At 68.5% G+C, this 17,142-nt stretch carries 17 protein-coding genes; 13 read left to right on the forward strand and 4 right to left on the reverse strand.

Going from position 1 to position 17,142, the window contains the following annotated elements:
• Positions 1-197: 197 nt before the first annotated feature.
• Positions 198-1,196, reverse strand: coding sequence for a Gfo/Idh/MocA family protein (locus AC6CCG_RS23360; protein WP_496657122.1), 999 nt, complete (start codon positions 1,194-1,196; stop codon positions 198-200).
• Between the two features lie 22 nt (positions 1,197-1,218).
• Complete coding sequence (locus tag AC6CCG_RS23365; protein WP_496657123.1) at positions 1,219-2,202, reverse strand: Gfo/Idh/MocA family protein; 984 nt, start codon at positions 2,200-2,202, stop codon at positions 1,219-1,221.
• A 183-nt stretch (positions 2,203-2,385) separates the two neighbouring features.
• Between AC6CCG_RS23365 and AC6CCG_RS23370 the strand changes: the two genes are divergently transcribed.
• The 7 genes from AC6CCG_RS23370 (at position 2,386) to AC6CCG_RS23400 (ending at position 8,174) form a co-directional block, all read left to right on the forward strand.
• Positions 2,386-3,351, forward strand: coding sequence for a carbohydrate ABC transporter permease (locus AC6CCG_RS23370; protein ID WP_496657124.1), 966 nt, complete (start codon positions 2,386-2,388; stop codon positions 3,349-3,351).
• A gap of 10 nt (positions 3,352-3,361) precedes the next feature.
• Positions 3,362-4,282, forward strand: coding sequence for a carbohydrate ABC transporter permease (locus AC6CCG_RS23375; protein WP_496657125.1), 921 nt, complete (start codon positions 3,362-3,364; stop codon positions 4,280-4,282).
• Positions 4,279-5,634: an ABC transporter substrate-binding protein gene (locus tag AC6CCG_RS23380; protein ID WP_496657126.1), complete on the forward strand. Its 1,356-nt coding sequence runs from the start codon at positions 4,279-4,281 to the stop codon at positions 5,632-5,634. Before AC6CCG_RS23375 ends, AC6CCG_RS23380 begins: the two co-directional genes overlap by 4 nt.
• Before the next feature lie 67 nt (positions 5,635-5,701).
• Positions 5,702-6,622, forward strand: coding sequence for an NADP-dependent oxidoreductase (locus AC6CCG_RS23385; RefSeq protein ID WP_496657127.1), 921 nt, complete (start codon positions 5,702-5,704; stop codon positions 6,620-6,622).
• 42 nt (positions 6,623-6,664) lie between these two features.
• Complete coding sequence (locus AC6CCG_RS23390; protein WP_496657128.1) at positions 6,665-6,889, forward strand: type II toxin-antitoxin system Phd/YefM family antitoxin; 225 nt, start codon at positions 6,665-6,667, stop codon at positions 6,887-6,889.
• The gene (locus AC6CCG_RS23395) at positions 6,886-7,263 is read left to right on the forward strand and encodes a type II toxin-antitoxin system VapC family toxin (protein WP_496657129.1); all 378 of its coding nucleotides are present in this window, start codon (positions 6,886-6,888) and stop codon (positions 7,261-7,263) included. The genes AC6CCG_RS23390 and AC6CCG_RS23395 overlap by 4 nt, the downstream gene beginning before the upstream one ends.
• Before the next feature lie 68 nt (positions 7,264-7,331).
• Positions 7,332-8,174, forward strand: a complete 843-nt coding sequence (locus AC6CCG_RS23400) for a PrsW family intramembrane metalloprotease (protein ID WP_496657130.1) — start codon at positions 7,332-7,334, stop codon at positions 8,172-8,174.
• Between the two features lies 1 nt (position 8,175).
• Here AC6CCG_RS23400 and AC6CCG_RS23405 read toward each other — a convergent pair whose 3' ends face one another.
• The gene (locus AC6CCG_RS23405; RefSeq protein ID WP_496657131.1) at positions 8,176-9,417 is read right to left on the reverse strand and encodes a geranylgeranyl reductase family protein; all 1,242 of its coding nucleotides are present in this window, start codon (positions 9,415-9,417) and stop codon (positions 8,176-8,178) included.
• A 74-nt stretch (positions 9,418-9,491) separates the two neighbouring features.
• Between AC6CCG_RS23405 and AC6CCG_RS23410 the strand changes: the two genes are divergently transcribed.
• Entirely contained in the window at positions 9,492-10,286 is a 795-nt protein-coding gene (locus AC6CCG_RS23410; RefSeq protein WP_496657132.1) for a sugar phosphate isomerase/epimerase family protein, read from the forward strand.
• The gene (locus AC6CCG_RS23415; RefSeq protein WP_496657133.1) at positions 10,265-12,325 is read left to right on the forward strand and encodes a beta-galactosidase; all 2,061 of its coding nucleotides are present in this window, start codon (positions 10,265-10,267) and stop codon (positions 12,323-12,325) included. Before AC6CCG_RS23410 ends, AC6CCG_RS23415 begins: the two co-directional genes overlap by 22 nt.
• Positions 12,326-12,424: 99 nt before the next feature.
• Here the strand turns inward: AC6CCG_RS23415 and AC6CCG_RS23420 are convergent, their stop codons facing one another.
• Positions 12,425-13,228: an SDR family NAD(P)-dependent oxidoreductase gene (locus AC6CCG_RS23420; RefSeq protein WP_496657134.1), complete on the reverse strand. Its 804-nt coding sequence runs from the start codon at positions 13,226-13,228 to the stop codon at positions 12,425-12,427.
• A gap of 129 nt (positions 13,229-13,357) precedes the next feature.
• Here AC6CCG_RS23420 and AC6CCG_RS23425 point away from each other — a divergent pair, with 129 nt between their 5' ends.
• Genes AC6CCG_RS23425 through AC6CCG_RS23440 form a run of 4 tightly spaced genes read left to right on the forward strand, consistent with a single transcriptional unit; the run spans position 13,358 to position 17,130 of the window.
• Positions 13,358-14,653, forward strand: a complete 1,296-nt coding sequence (locus AC6CCG_RS23425; RefSeq protein WP_496657135.1) for an ABC transporter substrate-binding protein — start codon at positions 13,358-13,360, stop codon at positions 14,651-14,653.
• On the forward strand, positions 14,650-15,603 hold the full coding sequence (locus tag AC6CCG_RS23430) for a carbohydrate ABC transporter permease (protein WP_496657136.1): 954 nt from the start codon (positions 14,650-14,652) through the stop codon (positions 15,601-15,603). The genes AC6CCG_RS23425 and AC6CCG_RS23430 overlap by 4 nt, the downstream gene beginning before the upstream one ends.
• Positions 15,600-16,427, forward strand: a complete 828-nt coding sequence (locus AC6CCG_RS23435) for a carbohydrate ABC transporter permease (RefSeq protein ID WP_496657137.1) — start codon at positions 15,600-15,602, stop codon at positions 16,425-16,427. Before AC6CCG_RS23430 ends, AC6CCG_RS23435 begins: the two co-directional genes overlap by 4 nt.
• Positions 16,428-16,431: 4 nt before the next feature.
• A complete protein-coding gene (locus AC6CCG_RS23440; RefSeq protein WP_496657138.1) occupies positions 16,432-17,130 on the forward strand; it encodes a hypothetical protein in 699 nt (232 codons plus the stop codon).
• Positions 17,131-17,142: the final 12 nt, after the last annotated feature.

The raw sequence follows: 17,142 nt of genomic DNA on the forward strand, positions 1-17,142 counted from the left end.
CGAAATCGATTTCTCAGGTCCGCAAGGTCACACTCGGCGAGGTCCGGACATGTTCAGGCGGCGCAGGGCGGCCGGCGCCGGGAGACCGAAGTCAACGACAGTCGGTGGGATGTCGCGGAATCACTTGAGGTGGAGCGCCGGAAGCCGGAATCGGCCTGCAGCGCTCCACCTCAAGAGCCATGGCGACAGTGGGTCGCTCAGACCTGGATCACCGGGGCGATGGTCTTGGTCCGGGCACCCTCGTAGGCGGCCAGGATGATGCCGAGCGCCTCGATGCCTTCCTTCTCGGTGTGCAGCGGGCGGGTCTTGTTGATCAAGGAGTCGGCGAAGTGGCCGATCTCCGCGGTGAAGGTGTCGACCTCCTCGAACTCCTCGGTCTTCGACTCGCCCGACCGCAGGGTGTACGACAGCTCCGACTTGGTCCCGTACAGGGAGCCGAGCTCGCCGACGACCGAGAACCGCTCGGTGATCGACGCCGGGGTGTAGGCCCAGCTGGTCACCAGCTGACCGACCACACCGTTGTCGAACCTGATCAACACCTGGGCCGAGTCCTCGCCCTCGGCGAAGGTCAACCGGTGCGTGGACAGCATCGCGGTCGCCTCGACCGGGACGCCGCCGGCCAGGTGCAGCATCAGGTAGGTCGGGTGGTAGCCGGTGTCGATCAGCTCGCCGCCGCCGCTGGTCTTGCTGCTGGCCCGCCAGCCCATGTTGGCCGGGTCGAAGTTGTTGTAGAAGCTGTCGGTGGTCCGGACCTCGTACACCTTGCCGAGGGCGCCGGACTCGATCAGTTCCTTCGCCTTGGCCACGGCGGGCATGAAGAGCTGGTTGTGGCCGCTCATCAGGGTGACCCCGGCCGAGCTGACCGCGTCCAGCACCTGGCGCGCCTCGTCGGCGTTCAGGCAGAGCGGCTTCTCGCACAGGATGTGCTTGCCGGCCTTGGCCGCGGTGAGGATCGCGTCGGCGTGCAGGTGGTGCGGCAGACAGATGTCCACCGCGTCGATGTCGGCCGAGTTGATCATGTCGTGGTAGTCGGCGTACGACTCCGCGGACAGCTCCTCGGCCCGCTTCGCCAACGTCTCCGGCACGGCGTCGGCGACCGCCGTGATGGTGATCTTGTCGCTGTGGGTGGCGTAACCGCGGATGTGCGCGGAGGCGATGCCGCCGGCCCCGATCAGGCCGACCTTGATCTTGCTCATGCTGGAAGGCTCCTCAGTGAGATCAGTGAGAGTAGGAAACGGACTGGCCGGTGCCGGCTGCCTCGTTGGCCGCGACGACCAGGCGGGTCAGCTCGACGGCGCGGGCCAGGTTGTCGTCGGCCCGGGTGCCGTTCTTGATGTGGTCGACCCACTGCCCGTAGGCGTCCTGGCCGTGCTCGGGCACCTCGTGGCTGGTCCAGTCCCGGTCGGCGCCGGAGACCCGGACGACGTTCTCGACGTCGTTGTAGACCAGGGCGCCTTCGGTGCCGAACAACTCGATGCTGAACGGGTTCCGGCTGGCGAAGCCGGCCTCGATCACACCGATCCGCTGGTTCGGGTAGCCGATGGTGACCACGGCGTGATCATCGACCGGCCGCTTGGTGATCGACCGGTACGTGGCACTGACCGTGTCCGGGTCGTCGCCGAGGAACAGCTGGGTCAGGTAGACCGGGTGGCAGCCGAGATCGGTCAGCGCACCGCCGATCGCGGTCTCCGGATCGTAGAACCGCTCCGGCAGCCAGTTCTTGACCGCGCCGTCGTGGGACAGCCGGACCCGGCCGTAGGTGAGCTCGCCGAGCGCACCCGAGGCCAGGATCTCGTTGATCTTGGCCGTGTAGCCGTGGTAGAGCCGAGGCAGCGAGACGATCAACTTCACGCCGTTGTCGTCGGCGGCGGCGATGATCTCCTCGGCCTCGGCGACCGTCGGTGCCAGCAGCTTCTCGGTGAAGATGTGCTTGCCGGCGCGCGCCGCGGCGACCATCACGTCACGGTGCCGGCTGGTCTCGGTGGTGACGGTGACGGCGTCGATGTCGTCCCGGGCCAGCAGGGCGTCCAGGTCGTCGGTGAACTCGACACCGAAGTCCTTCGCGCCGGCCGCGCCGCGTTCGGCGTCGTCGTCGTAGACCGCGACGAGCTCGGTGCCGGGGTGAGCCTGGGTGGAACGGGAGTAGTCGCCGGCGTGCACATGCCAGAAGCTCAGCACCGCGACTCTGAGGGGGTTGGACACGATCTGTTGACCTCGTCTCTGTCGGTCTTGTCAGGACATTGTGTCGACAAACTCCAAGTGATGGAGTAATTTCACGCTATCGGTCGTTGCTGCGGAACGCACGCCCGTGATCAGGAAGTGGACTCTCTTCGGCCACACCCGTCCCAGGAGAGGAATTCGATGTCGAATCCGACAGATGTTGCCATGCCCACGGCCGGGCCCGAGGCCGGGGGTGAAGCACCACGGGACCGCCCGGCGGCGCGGTCTCGAAGACCGTGGAGCGCGCGGGACAAGCGCAACCTGCGGCTGGGCCTGCTGTTCATCTCGCCCTGGCTGATCGGGGTGACCGTCTTCGTTGCGTACCCACTCGTCTATTCGATCATCATCAGCCTGACCCGCTACTCCGGGATGCTGGCGCCGACGTTCGTCGGGCTGGGCAACTACCTGACGATCTTGACCGATCCGTTGATCAGGACGTCCTCGTTCAACACGCTCTTCTACGCCGGGCTGGCGGTGCCGATCGGCCTGGTGGTGGCGATCCTGCTCGCCCTGGCGATGAACCGGAACGTCCGCGAGGTGGCCGTCTACCGGACCGCGCTCTACATCCCGTCGCTGGTGCCGGCGTTCGCGTTGAGCTTCATCTTCGTGGTCTTCGTGAACCCGCAGTTCGGCCTGTTCAGCCTGCTCAACAACGCACTCGGGCGGGAGAGCGTGAACCTGCTCGGGGAGCCGATCTCGGCCAAGGTCGTGATCGTGCTGATGCTGCAGCTCGGCGCCGGCAACGCGGCGTTGATCTTCCTGGCCGGGCTGAACAACATCCCGAAGACCTTGTACGAGGCGGCGCGCGTGGACGGGGCCGGGCCGCTGCGGCAGTTCTGGTCGATCACGCTGCCGCTGCTCAGCCCGGCGATCCTGTTCAACTTGATCACCGGGATCTCGGGTGCGCTGCAGGTGTTCACCGAGGCGTACGTGCTGACCAACGGCACCGGCGCTCCGGACAACGGAACCTTGTTCTACATGATGTACCTCTACCAGAACGCCTTCAAATACGCCTCGCTCGGCTACGCGTCGGCGATGGCGGTGGTGCTCTTCATCGTCGGGATGCTGCTGGCCGGCCTGGTCTACTGGCTGTCCCGGCGTTTCGTGAACTACGACACGGCCTCAGGCTGAGGAGGCGATCATGACGCTGACGACTCAGGCCGGCCCCGGCTACGACGAGGGGCGGGAGATCGACAACGGCCGCCGACAGACCGGGCTGGCCAAGGACGGCAGCCGGCAACGCTGGTACAGCTCGCTGATCGCGCGGGTGCTGATGATCGGGTTGAGCTGCCTGTTCCTGCTGCCGCTCTACTGGATGATCATCTCGGCGCTGAAGGGCGAGGCGGAGCTGGCCCAGTATCCGCCGACGTTCTTCCCGGCCGAGCTGCGCTGGCAGAACTTCGTGGACGCGGTCAACGCTATGCCGTTCGCCCGGTTCTTCGTCAACACTGCGGCGATCACGATCATGTCGGTCGTCTTCTCGGTGGTGTCCAGCTTCGTCGTCGCGTACGGCTTCGGCTGCTTGGAGTGGCGTGGCCGGGACAAGGTCTTCTACATCGTGATCGCGACGATGTTCCTGCCGTTCCCGGTGACCCTGATACCGATGTTCGACCTCTACGCCAACCTCGGCTGGGTCAACACCTGGGCGCCGCTGGTCGTACCGCATCTGTTCGCGGGCGCCTTCTACACCTTCCTGCTGCGGCAGTTCCTGTTGCAGATCCCGCGGGACATGCTCAATGCGGCCCGGGTGGACGGAGCGGGGGAGTGGAAGATCGCCTGGCGGCTGGTCTTCCCGAACGCGCTGCCGGCACTGACCGCGGTCGCGATCTTCGCCGCCGTCGGTGCCTGGAACGACTTCATGGGTCCGCTGATCTATCTGCAGGACGAGAGCGTGCAGACGCTGTCGATCGGCATGCAGAGCTTCCGGCAGACCGAGTCCGAGGACATCCAGTTCAACCAGCTGATGGCGGCCTCGGTCCTGGTGATCCTGCCGTTGGTGATCTTGTTCTTCGTGTTCCAGCGGTACTTCATCCGCGGAATCTCCCTGGGAGGCTTCAAATGATGAATCGGCGAGGATTCCTGACCGGGGCAGCAGCGGCGGGTCTTGCGGTCGGTGGTGGGAGCGTCCTGTCCGGCTGCACCCGACCGGAGCGCGGGGAGAACGAGGTCCTGGTCTGGGGCGTCGGCGGCAGCACCCGGCAGTACGAGACCCAGGTCGTCGACGCGTTCCGGCAGGAACACCCGGAGATCAAGATCACGGTGAACAACGTGCCGTCCTCCGGGACCGGCGACGCGACCCAGGTGATCACCGCGGTCCGGGCCGGCACCGCGCCCGACCTGTGGTGGATGGACCGCTTCAGTGGCGCCCAGTACGCGGCGCTCGGCCTGTTGGAGCCGATCGACGACCTGATCGAGCAGTACGAGGACGACGACCTGCGGGACCAGTACCTGCCGTTCGCGATGAACGAGCTGAAGCTGAACGGGAAGACGTACGGACTGCCGACGTCCACCGACACCCGGGTCCTCTATTACAACAAGAAGGTGCTCCGTGAGTCCGGCATCGACCTGGACGAACTGGATCCGGCCAACGGTGCGCCCACGGTGGCCCGGCTGGACGAGCTGAGCGACCAGTTGATCAAGACCGACAGCCGGGGCAACTACGCCCAGCTGGGCCTGATCCCGTGGGCCGACCAGGGCTCCGGCTATCTCTACGCGCTGGGTAACGGGGCGAGCTTCTTCGACGACGAGACCTGTGGCATCGACCTGACCGCGCAACCGATCCTGGACGCGTACGTCTACCTTGATCAATGGACCCGGGAGAAGGACTACAACCGGGTGGACGCATTCAAGGCGACCTACGAGCCGCCGAACCATCCGCCGGCGCAGACCTCCTTCCTCGGTCAGCAGCAGGGTTTCGTGATCCAGACGAACAACTACCGGACCTCGGTGAAGAAGTACTCGCCGGACCTCGAGCTCGGCTACACCAACCTGCCGGTGTTCGATCCGAACGACCCGATCTACACCTGGTCCGGCGGATTCTCACTGGTGATGCCGAAGGGATCGTCGAAATCCAAGGCGGCCTGGGACTTCATGAAGTTCTACGCCGGCCGCCAGGGCCAGTCGATCATGATCCCGCAGACCGGCGAGCTGCCGACCTATCGGGACCTGCTCGGTGATCAAGCGTTCGCCGACGCGAAGTTCTTCATCGACCAACTGTCCTATTCGACGTCGCGGCCGCCCTTCCCGGTCAGTCAGGTCTGGTGGGAGGCGATGTTCGCCGCGCAGGAGAGCATCAAGCTCGGTTCGGCATCGCCGATCGAGGCGCTCCGGGTGGCGCAGGCCAGGGTGGCGCCACAGATGCAGCTCTACTGCCCGTTCCGGATGCCCGAGGGATACGGGAAGACGGGGATCTGAGCCCGCCGGGAATAATCCGGGCGGCGTGCGCCCTGAGCCTGTCGAAGGGCCAACAGAAAGGATGATCATGCGCGCCGTCACGTACTCGGCCTACAGCAACGACAACTCGACCCTCGAGGTCCGCGAGGTGGACCCGCCGAAGGTGGCGCCGAGTTCGGTGTTGATCAAGGTGCACGCCGCGGGCGTGAACCCGGTCGACTGGAAGGTCCTCGCCGGCGGCCTGGATCCCTTGCTGGACACGGTTTTCCCGGTCATCCCGGGCTGGGATGTCGCGGGTACGGTGATCGCGGTCGGACCGGACACACCGGACTTCGCTCCGGGCGACGAGGTCCTGGCGTACGCACGGAAGGATGTCGTGCACGCCGGGACCTTCGCCGAACAGGTGGCGGTCCCGGCCGTGCACGTGGCGCGGAAGCCCGCCGCGCTGTCCTGGGAGCAGGCAGCCGGCCTGCCGCTCGCCGGCGGTACGGCGTTGCGGGCGCTGGACCGGATCGAGCTCAAGGCCGGCGAGACCGTGCTGGTCCACGGCGCGGCAGGCGGCGTCGGCAGCCTCGGGGTCCAGATCGCTGTCGCGCGCGGGGCCCGGGTGATCGGCACCGCGTCGGCCCGCAACCACGATTTCCTGACCGGCCTCGGTGCGGACGCGGTGGAATACGGCGACGGGCTGGCCGACCGGGTGCGGGCGCTGGCCCCGGACGGTGTCGACGCCGTGGCGGACTTCGTCGGCGGCCAGCTCGAGGCGACCCTGGCCGTGCTGCGTGAGGGCGGTCGGCATGTCTCGATCGCCGACGGTTCCGTGCTGGAGCACGGCGGTTCGGTGGTCTGGGTCCGGCCGGACGGTGCCGAGACCGCGCGGCTCGCAGCGTTGGCAGAGGCAGGAAAGCTGACCGTCGAGATCGCCGGGACCTTCGGGCTGGACCAGGTCGGCGAGGCCTTCGACCTCAGCCGCGCCGGGCACACCCGGGGCAAGTTGATCATCACCCCCTGATCGGACGTACGTGATAGCATCGAGTACGTACGAGGAGGAGCTATGGCGGTCAGCGCATCGGAACTTCGGCAGAACGTTTACCGGCTGCTCGATGAGGTGCTCGATACGGGCACGCCCCTCGAGATCGAGCGAGGCGGTCGGCGATTGCGGATCGTGGTCGCCGACAACGTGAGCAAGCTGTCGCGACTCACGCCGCACCCCGGTGCCATCGACGGCGACCCCGACGATCTGGTGCACGTCGACTGGTCGGCGGAGTGGCGTCCGTGACGTTGCTCGACACACACGTCGTGGTGTGGCTCTACGAGGACCCCGAACGACTGCTCCCGGTCAAGGTTCGCCGCAGGCTCGAATCCGACGCGCTCGTTCTTTCGCCGTTCGTCAGCCTGGAACTCCAATACCTCTACGAGGTCGGGAGGATCAAGGTTCCAGGCAAGACAGTGATCGACGAGCTCGTACCCAAGCTCGAGATGATCGTCAGCGATCCGCCGGCCGCGCTCATCTGTGCCGTCGCGGCGACCCTCGACTGGACCCGAGATCCGTTCGATCGGCTGATCTCAGCGCAAGCTGCCGCAACGGACATTCCCTTGATCACCAAGGACCGGACGATCAGGAAGCAACTTCCTCAGGCCTGGTGGCCCTGATCGTTCCCCGTCACGGCTGCGCGGTGCCATGATGGTGCCGCGGGGATCGGATCGACGGAGGGTGGGTCATGACGGCGGCGATCTCTGAGTCCGGCCGGGTGGCCGACGGCGGCCGGGACACCTGGTTGCGGCGGCTTGCGTGGGTGCTCGTCCTCGCGGCCGGTGTGCTGGCGTACCTGTTGCTGTTGCGGACCATGCTGGACACCGAGAATCTCAACTTCTTTCCGTCGCTGGTGCTGGTCGGTGCCGTGACCGTGCCGATCACCGTGCTGGTGTTCGCCTGGGGTGCCGGACCGCGGACCGGAGTCGCGCCCGGCCTCGTGGTCTTCACCGCTCTGACCGGCGGGATCCTCGGCACGGTGACCGCGGGCACGCTCGAGTACGACGCGATGCGGGCGCTGGGCGGGTTGCCGATGATCATGGTCGGGCTGATCGAGGAGGCCGCGAAGCTGATCGTGCCCGTGATCATCCTGCTCGTGCTGGCGGCGCGCCGGCAGTTGGTCCCCGGTGCCGGCGTGGTGATCGGGATCGCCTCCGGCATGGGCTTCGCGACCTTGGAGACGATGGGGTACGGGCTGAACGCCCTGCTGTCGGAGAAGAGCATCGCGGCGGTCGATCAGACCCTGCTGCTGCGCGGCCTGCTGGCACCGGCCGGTCACGTCGCCTGGACCGGGCTCACTGTCGCCGCGCTGTGGCACGTGCCCCTGGCCCGGCACAAGGGCCGAGCGGTGTTGCTCGCGATCGGGGCGTTCGTTCTGGCGGTGATCCTGCACGCCTGCTGGGACGGCCTCGGCACCGTCGTCGCCCACGTGATCATCGGCCTGATCAGCCTCGCCCTGCTGCTGATCCTGATCGCCCGGTCACGACCGCGCCGACAGCACTCGGCCGAAGCGCCGAGCCCCGGCTTCTGATTCAGGCCGGCGCGAACGGCGGTCGCGGGTCGAAGCGGGAGGACACCCGGCCGGCCTGCCGCCAGAGGCGGGCGACCAGGTCGTGATCTTCGTCGGTGATCAGGTTGCCCATCACCCGCAGCGCGATCGTCATCAGGAACCGGGACCGCATCCCGATCGGCCCGAGCCGGGCCAGCAGCCCTGGCACGGTGATCAAGCCGGCCAACCGGCGGGCGATCGAGAACGGCTTCCCGTAATGATCACGGAGCAGGGCCGGCCACGCCTCGGCAAGATCAGCTTCGGACGCCAGCAGGTCGGCCACCAACCGCCCGGTCTCGAGGCCGTAGTCGATGCCCTCGCCGTTCAGCGGATTGACGCAGGCAGCGGCGTCGCCGATCAGAGCCCAGTTGGTCCCGGCGACGCCGGACACGGCGCCGCCCATCGGCAGCATGGCCGACTTCGGCTCGGCCAGCCGGTCGCCCAGCTGCCACTCGTCCCGCCGCTGCCGGGCGTAGAACTCCATCAGCGGCCGGAGCTGGAGGTTGGCCGGGTGCTTCGCGGTGGCCAGAGTGCCGACGCCGAGGTTCACCCGCCCGCCGCCGAGCGGGAAGATCCAGCCGTAGCCGGAGAGCAGTTCGCCGCGTTCGCCGCGGAGCTCGAGGTGGGAGGAGATCCATTCGTCGTCGCGGCCGCTGTCCACGTAGCTGCGGCCGGCGACGCCGTAGGCGGTCTCGCGGTGCCAGGTCCGGCCGAGCACCCGGCCGAGCGGGGAGCGGACGCCGTCCGCGACGACCAGCCTGCGGCAGCGGACCGTCCAGGTGGACTGGTCGGCCCGGGTGAAGATCACGTCCGAGACGCGGCTGCCGTTCCGGGTGACGTCAACAGCGCGGGCTCCGTCGACGGGAACCGCGCCGGCGTCCACTGCGGCCTGCCGGATCCGGTCGTCCAGCTCGGTCCGGGGCACGGCCGACCCGAAACCGGGCAGCGAGCCGCCGGGCCAGGGCAGCTCCAGCACCTGCCCGAAACCGTGCGCCCGCAGGCCCCGGTTCGTGACGTGGCCGCGAGCCCAGTCGCCGAGCCCGAGCTTGTCCAGCTCGGCCATCGCGCGAGGGGTGAGACCGTCGCCGCAGGCCTTGTCCCGCGGGAAGACCGCCGCATCGGCGAGAACCACCTCGAGCCCCTGCCGGGCGGCCCACGCGGCGGCCGCCGAGCCGGCCGGACCGGCGCCGACGACGAGGACGTCGGTCTCGCTCGGTTCGGTCACGTACCGATTGTGCCAGCCGCCGGGAACCGGCCCGAATCCAGATCGGAACTTCCGGCGGTTTAGGATCACCCATCATGGCGATGCGTGCGTTCTCGACGCTTGGTTGTTCCGGGGCGACCCTGCCGGAGGTGATCACGCTGGCGACGGAGTCGGGCTGCACCGGGGTCGAACTGCGGTCCGCGATCGACGAGGTCGTCCACACCGGACTCGACGATGATCATCGCGCCGCGATGCGGAACGAGTTGACGGCGGCCGGGCTGCACGTACTGTGCGTGGCCTCGTACGTGCGGATCTGCGGGCTGGAGGACGTCGACGATGATCTTGCCGCGCACCTCCGGCTGGCTGCCGATCTCGGTGCCGACGGGGTACGGGTGTTCCCCGGCGACCCGGACCGGGAGGGAGCCGCGGAGCTGACCGCGGGCGAGCTGGCCGCGCTGGACCGGCTCGAGCCGGCCGCCGCGCTGGCCCGGGAACTCGGTGTGTCGATCTTCGTCGAGCTGCACGACTCGCACTCCGCGGGTGCCCGGCTGGCCCGGCTGATGCAGGCGGTGGACGACCGGCTCGGTGATCATCCGATCCGGGTGATCTGGGACGCCGCTCACTCCTGGCGGGCGGGCGAGACACCGGCCGAGACGATCGAGCTGCTGCGGCCCTGGATCGCTTACGTACAGGTGAAGGACACGGATTCGCGGCAGGAGTTCCGGCCCGTGTTCCCGGGCACCGGCGACTACCCGATCGCCCAGTTGATGGACGTGATCGACCCGGATTGGGCGCAGTCGCTGGAGTGGGAACGGAAGTGGCACCCGGACCTGGCTCCGCTGGCCGAGGCGCTGCCGGCCACCTGGCAATGGCTGGACGCACCGCGATGACCGTCCCGGGCGAGTTCACCAGCGCCGCGGCGGACCTGGCGGCGCCACGGACCTTCCGCTGGCTGGCCGACGGGCTCGGCTACGGCGGCGACTACAACCCCGAGCAGTGGCCCGAGGAGGTCTGGGCCGAGGACCTGCGCCTGATGACCGAGGCCGGCGTCTCGGTGGTCAGCGTCGGCATCTTCGCCTGGAGCCTGCTCGAGGTCGACCAGGACACGTTCGGGTTCGGCTGGCTGGACCGGGTGCTGGACGGGCTGGCCGGCGCCGGGATCGGCGCCGCGCTGGCGACGCCGACCGCCGGTCCGCCACCGTGGTTGCTGCGCCGCTACCCGGAGGTCCTGACCGTCGACGCGAACGGGCGCCGCAACGGCCCGGGCGCCCGGCTCGGCTGGTGCCCGAGCTCGGCGATCTTCCGGGAGCGCGCGACCAAGATCGTCGAGGCGCTGGCGAACCGTTACGGCGATCATCCGGCACTGCGGCTGTGGCACGTCAGCAACGAGATCGGCAACGAGAACGGGCGCTGCTACTGCGACGCCTGCGCGGCCGGGTTCGGGCGCTGGCTGGAGCAGCGCTACGGCGACATCGAGGCCCTCAACCAGGCGTGGGGTACGGCGTTCTGGGGCCACCACTACCTGCAGTTCTCCGACGTACCGCCGCCGCGGGCGATCAGCGGCAACCACAACCCGGCCCTGGTGCTGGACTACCACCGGTTCTCCTCGGACGTGCTCCTTGATCATTACCGGCATGAGCGCGGCCTGCTGCGCCGGCTGACGCCCGACGTCCCGATCACCACCAACTTCATGGTGAAGCCGACCCTGGCGCCGGTCGACTACGCGGCCTGGGCCGACGAGGTGGACCTGGTCGCGAACGACCACTACACGACGGCGGACGACCCGCACCGGCACTGGTCGCTGGCTCTGTCGGCGGACCAGGCCCGCGGCGTCAGCCGGGGCCGGCCATGGCTGCTGATGGAGCACTCCACCAGCGCGGTGAACTGGCAGCCGCGGAACCGGGCGAAGGCGCCGGGCGAGCTGATCCGGGACAGCCTGACCCATGTCGCCCGCGGCGCCGACGGCGCGATGTTCTTCCAGTGGCGGCAGTCGACCGCCGGGGCCGAGCAGTACCACTCGGCGATGGTGCCGCACGCCGGCACCGACACCAAGGTGTGGCGCGAGGCGGTCCGGCTCGGTGATCATCTGCGGTCCCTGGCCGAACTGCGCGGCAGCACGGTGGATCAACCCGGGGTCGCGATGATCATGGACTACGCGTCGCAGTGGGCGCTGCGGTCCTGGGGCAAGCCGACCGTCGAACTCGACCCGCTCGACCTGCCGTCGGTGCTGCACCGGTCCTGCACCCGGCGGCACCGGGTGGTCGACGTGGTCCGGCCGGACGCCCCGCTGGACGGCTACCGGTTGATCATCCTGCCGATGCTGCACCTCGCCTACGACGGCCTCGCGGAGCGTCTCGCCGCCGCCGTCGAGTCCGGCGCGGAGGTCCTGATCACGTACTTCTCCGGGATCGCGGACCAGACCGGCCGCGTGATCACCGGCGGCTATCCGGGTGGCTATCGCGACCTGCTCGGCGTCCGTGGCGAGGAGTTCTTCCCTTTGCTGGAAGGCGAAACCCGCGCCCTGGACAACGGCTGGACGGCCGAATCGTGGACCGAGCTGCTGCAGCCGACCACGGCCACCGGGATCGCGCACTACACCGACGGCCCGTTGGCCGGTACGCCCGCGTACACCCGCCGGGAGGTCGGCAGCGGTGCCGCCAGTTACCTGGCGACCCGGCCGACCGACGACGACCTTCAGGCTCTGATCGACGACCTGCTCGAGCGGGCCGACGTGCCGGTGGTCGCGACGGCCGACGACGGACTCCAGCTGGTCCGTCGCCGGCACGGCGACCAGGGCTACCTGTTCGGGATCAACCACGACGACGCCCCGCGCAACCTCACTGCAACCGGCACCGACCTGCTCACCGGTCGCGCCCACCCCGGCACCGTTCCGGCCGGCGGCGTCGTGGTGATCAGAGAAGGTGCCTGACTTCACAAGGTTTCCTGGCGCTTTGCCAAGGAAGTTTCCGTGGCAAAGCGCCAGTTTTTCACGTTAACGTGAAAAACCGACGGGCGCGCCTGGGCCGGGTCAGACGGTCTTCACCAGGCCGCCGTCGATCACCAGTTCCGCGCCGATCGTGCTGCCGGAGCGGGGCGAGGCGAGCAGGGCGATGGCGTCGGCGATCTCCTCGGCGTGGGCCAGCCGGCCGGTGGTGAGGGACATCGACTCCGGCGCGAGCTCGGTGATCACGGCGTCCCGGGTTCGCCCGGTCTGCTCGGCCAGTACGTCAGCGGCGCCGCCCGGATCGGTCCACCACGGGGTGAGCACCGGACCCGGCGTCACGGTGTTGACCCGGATGCCCTGCGGACCGAACTCCTCGGCCAGCGCCTGGGTCAGGTTGCGCAGGGCGGCCTTCGCGGCGCCGTAGTCGACGTTGATCGCCGACGGGACCAGGGCATGGGTCGAGCTCACGTTGACGATCGCACCGCCACCGTTGTCGATCATGACCGGGATCGCGGCGCGGCAGAGCCGGACCACGGACAGCAGGTTGAAGTCGATCATGGACTGCCAGTCCCCGTCGGTCCGGCCCAGGAAGCCGAACACCGGCATCCGGGTGCCCGGCGGCGGTCCGCCGGCGTTGTTGATCACCGCGTCGATCCGGCCGTGCTCGCGGACCACGGCCTGGACCAGTTCGGCCGGTCCGTCCGGTGACGCCAGGTCGACGGCGACGTGCTGCACGCGCGGACCCAGCTCGGCCAGTTCGGTGCTCGGCGTCCGGGAGACGGCGATCACGCGGGCGCCCTCGTCGGCCAACCGGCGCGTTGTGGCCAGCCCGATGCCCTTCGAGGCGCCGGTCACGATGATGATCTTGTCGTTCAGTTGGAGATCCATGCCCGGTAGACGCTCCCGTACCCCGAAATGTGAGCCGCTCTCCCAGGAACCTTGACGAAATCGATTTCAGCTGCTTCGATGGCTGAAGTTGATCAAGGACCAGCGAGTGTTCCGAAGGGGTGGTCTGCGGTGTCCTCGCCGAGCGCGAGTCGCACGACCCTGACCCGCCGTCGGGCCCTGGGTCTGCTCGGGGGCGCGGCGGCCGGTGCCGGTCTGGCCGGGTGCTCGCCCGGCGGCCCGGGCGGCGACGAGGTCAAGTTCATGTATTACGGCGACGCGCAGTCGCTGCCGCGCTACCAGAAGCTGTTCGCGGACTTCAACCGGCTGCATCCGGAGATCAAGCTCAAGGCGTCCAACGTGCCGGCCGACAACTGGGCCACGTTCGCCAACGCGATCACCACCCGGATCGCCGGCGGGCTGTCGCCGGACATCGTCGACATCGCCACCGAGGGCCAGCGGATCTTCGCCAGCAAGGGATTGCTGGAGCCGCTCGACCCGTGGATGGAGCGGGACCGGACCGAGATCGACGAGTTCTACGCCGACCTGAATCCCACGCTCAAGGACTACAACCTGCGGTACGGCTCGGCCGAGGGCACCACGACGTTCTTCCTGCCGGGCGGGTTCAACACCATGGCGCTCTACGTCAACGTCGACACCTTCCGCAAGGCGGGCATCGAGCCGCCGGAGCGGGACTGGACCTGGGCGGAGTTCCGGGCCGCCGGCATCGCCCTGCGGGACCGGCTCGGCGCGTTCCTGGTGCCGGTGTCGGAGGCGTACTTCGTCTGTGTCATGCCGTGGCTGACCACCAACGGCGCCTCGACGTTCAACGCCGACTGGACCGTCCCGACCTTCGACAGCGAGCCGGCGATCGAGGCGGCGCACTTCGCCAAGAGCCTGGTCGACGAGGGCCTGAGCCCGAAGCCCGGCGGAGAGTTCGAGGCCGAGACGCAGCTGGCCCGGGGCAAGCTTGGCTGCTTGCCGGCCGGTCGGTGGGTGCTCAGCGAACTGCAGGAGCTCGGTCTCGTCGATCGACTGCGGGTGCTGCCCTGGCCGACCAAGGTCGGTCCGGGCACGCCGGTCGGCTGGAATGCCTTCCCGATCTTGAAGGAGTCCCGGAAGAAGGAGGAGGCCTGGACCTTCCTCAAGTATCTGGTCTCGCGTGAGTGCAACAGCTTCTTCGCCACCGGCTCCAGCGTCCCGCCGCGGCGGTCCGGCGCGAACAGTCCGGAGTTCCTGCAGAACGCGCCGGAGGGCAGCAAGCTGTTCTTCGATTCCATGGAGTACGCGACGCCGATCCCGTCCCCGGACCGGGGCCCCGAGGCGCAGACGATCATCGAGGAGGCCTGGCTCAGCGTGATCACCGGCAATCGCGAGGTGGTCGACGGTCTGCGGAACGCCAACGAACGACTGCGAGCCCTGCTGTGACCGCGATCGCCGGCGCCGCCACCGAGACCACGACCCGCCGAACACCCGCCGGCCGTGGCCGGCGCCTGGAGCGCTGGCTCGGCTGGGTCTTCGTCAGCCCGGCGCTGCTCTGGTTCCTGATCTTCGTGGCCGGGCCGTTCCTGGTCGCGATCGGCTACAGCTTCCTGCACTGGGACCTGATCACGCCGGCCCGGTTCGCCGGCGTCGACAACTACGCCCGGCTGGTCGCGGATCCCATGATCGGCAAGGTTTTCGGGACCACGTTCCTGTTCGCGTTCGCCTCGGTGGTGACCCATGTGGTCGGTGGGCTGCTCCTGGCCCTGCTGGCCAATCGGCAGATGAACCGGATCGTCTCCGGTTTCTTCCGGACCGCGATCTTCTTCCCGTTCCTGATCTCCTGGGCCGCGGTGTCGCTGCTCTGGCGGTACGTGCTCGACCCGGAGTTCGGCTTCGTGTCGTACTACCTGAAGCAGGTCGGGATGCTGATCCACATCGAAGTCGAGGCGCCGCTCTGGTTCGTCGATCCGGCCTGGGCGCTGCCGGGGATCATCGGGATCGACTTCTGGCACACCATCGGCTACACCTTCGTGATCATGCTGGCCGGCCTGCAAACCGTACCGCCGCAGCTGACCGAGGCGGCCCGGGTGGACGGCGCCAGCCGCTGGCAGGTGTTCTGGAACATCACCGTACCGATGATGTCGCCGACCCTGTTCTTCGCGACCGTGATCACGTTCATCGGCGCGTTTCAGATCTTCGACCCGATGAAGATCATCACCAACGGCGGCCCGGACAACTCGACCAAGTCGATCGTGATGTACCTCTACGAGCAGGGCTTCCAGGCGTTCCAGGTCGGCTACGCCTCGGCGATCGCGCTGGTCGTCTTCGTCGTGATCATGGCCGTCACGGCGCTCCAGTTCTGGCTGTCCCGGCGATGGGTGTACGAGTCATGAGTCGCCGCACGCTCGGCCGTACGCTCGGCAGCCTGGTCCTGGTCGTGATCGGTCTGATCATGATCGCGCCGCTGATCTGGCTCGTCGTGACCAGCCTGACGGAGCCGTCGTACGCGTTCACGGTGCCGCCGAACTGGCTGCCGATCCCGTTCTCGACGGCCAACTACGCGGCGATCGACGACCTGGTGCCGCTCGGCCGGATGGCGCTGAACTCGATCCTGGTCGCGGCCGCCAGCATCTCCTTCTCGCTGCTCTTCTCGGTGCTCGCCGCGTACGGCTTCTCCCGGCTTCCGTTCCGCGGCAGCCGGGGCCTGATGATCGTGCTGCTGAGCGCCCTGATGGTGCCGGTCCAGCTGACGATCATCCCGGTCTTCGTGCTGATGCGCGGCCTGGCCCTGGTCGACGACATCGCCGCGCTCTGGTTGCCGACCTTGATCAACGTGTTCCAGATCTTCTTCCTGCGCCAGTACTTCAACTCGATCCCGCGGGAGCTGGACGAGGCGGCACGGGTGGACGGGGCGGGGCACCTGTGGATCCTGTTCCGGATGATCGTCCCGCTGTCCGCGCCGGCGATCGCGGCGCTGGCGATCCTGGCCTTCGAAGCATCCTGGAACAACTTCTTCGGTGCCTTGATCTTCCTCTCCTCGCCGGAGAACATGACGTTGCCCGTCGGGCTGGTGCTGCTCTCCGACGTCCGCGGCGGCGTCTCCGCGGCCGTGATCTTCGCCGCGATCACCCTGGTCACGCTGCCCGTGCTGATCTTCTTCGTGATCTTCCAGAACAAGTTCGTCTCGTCGATCGCGACCGTCGGGCTGCGCGGCTGAGTTCATGATCGACCGGGACACGCGGGCGCTCGTGCTGCTGCGGCGAGCCGTGTTCCAGGGCTGGCGGAACCTGCCGGCGCTCGCCGTCGGCACCGCACTGGTGGGGCTGGGGCTGGCGCTGCTGGCCGTTCTGGCGCCCGGTCTCACCCCGCTCACGCTGGCCGGGATCGTCGTCCTGGTCGCTCCGCCCGCAGCCCTGCTGACCAGGACGGCGGTGCGGACCGTCGCCGGGTCGGAGGCGACGATCGCCGGCTCGTTCCGGCGGCTGCCGCCCGCGATCCTGCGCGGGATCGCGGTGACGGCCGTCCCGGTCGGCTTCCTGGGCCTGCTGATGGCCGCCGGCGAGGTCTGGCGGCTGACCGGGCAGCCGCTCGTCGTCGTCCCGTACGGACTCTGCGGCGCGGGGGTGCTGATCAGCGCGCTGACCCTGGTCACCGCGCTGCCGCTGAGCCTCGGCCGGCCGGAGCTGCCGTTGCGCCGGGTCTGGCCGGCGGCGCTCACCGCGACCGCGCGGCAACCCCTGCCGCCGCTCGGCACGCTGGCCGTCGCGGTGGTGGGGCAGTGGCTCTCGGCCACCCTGTACGGCCCGCTGCTGTGGCTGGTCCCGCTGCCGTTGTGCCTGGTCGCGGGCGTGTCGGCGGCGCTGCTCACGGAAACCGAGGCGATCCCGGAGGGGGTTTCGCCGACGCGCCCGACGCCGTAACCTTGTGTGACA

The organism is Microlunatus sp. YIM B11417 (assembly GCF_059617205.1).